This window comes from Streptomyces bugieae, from assembly GCF_036352915.1.
Classification (GTDB): domain Bacteria; phylum Actinomycetota; class Actinomycetes; order Streptomycetales; family Streptomycetaceae; genus Streptomyces; species Streptomyces endophytica.
Map to the genome: position 1 here is coordinate 1 of NZ_JAZBJP010000189.1, position 429 is coordinate 429.

1 protein-coding gene is annotated in these 429 nt (G+C 59.0%); it reads right to left on the minus strand.

Annotation, left to right across the window (positions count from 1 at the left end; genetic code table 11):
- A partial coding sequence (locus V2J85_RS40820; RefSeq protein ID WP_330824418.1) for a fumarate hydratase occupies nucleotides 1-429 on the minus strand: 429 nt, incomplete at both ends.

The window sequence follows — 429 nt, forward strand, 5'->3', positions numbered from 1 at the left end:
TGCCACTTCTTCTTTGGTCAGCTTATCGACATCGACGCGTTTGCCGTTGTCGGGGCTGTAAGTCAGATCGGGCCAGTCTTCGACGCGCGGCGGCGTGAGTTCGACAGGACCTGAGCCGTCCAATTCAAATTCGACGTGGCGGGTGGCGGCACAGTTGGGAATCATGGCAATCGGTTTGGGGGCGGCATGGGTCGGGTAATCGAGGATTTTCACGTCCAACACGGTGGTCAGACCGCCCAAGCCTTGCGCGCCGATGCCCAGCGCGTTGACCTTTTCAAAGAGTTCGAGGCGCAGGGCTTCGGTGGTGGACAATTCCGCGCCGGACGCGGCTTTTTCCTGCAATTCTTGGATGTCGATGTGGCTCATCAGGGATTCTTTCGCCATCAACACGGCTTTTTCGGGCGTGCCGCCGATGCCGATGCCCAAGAT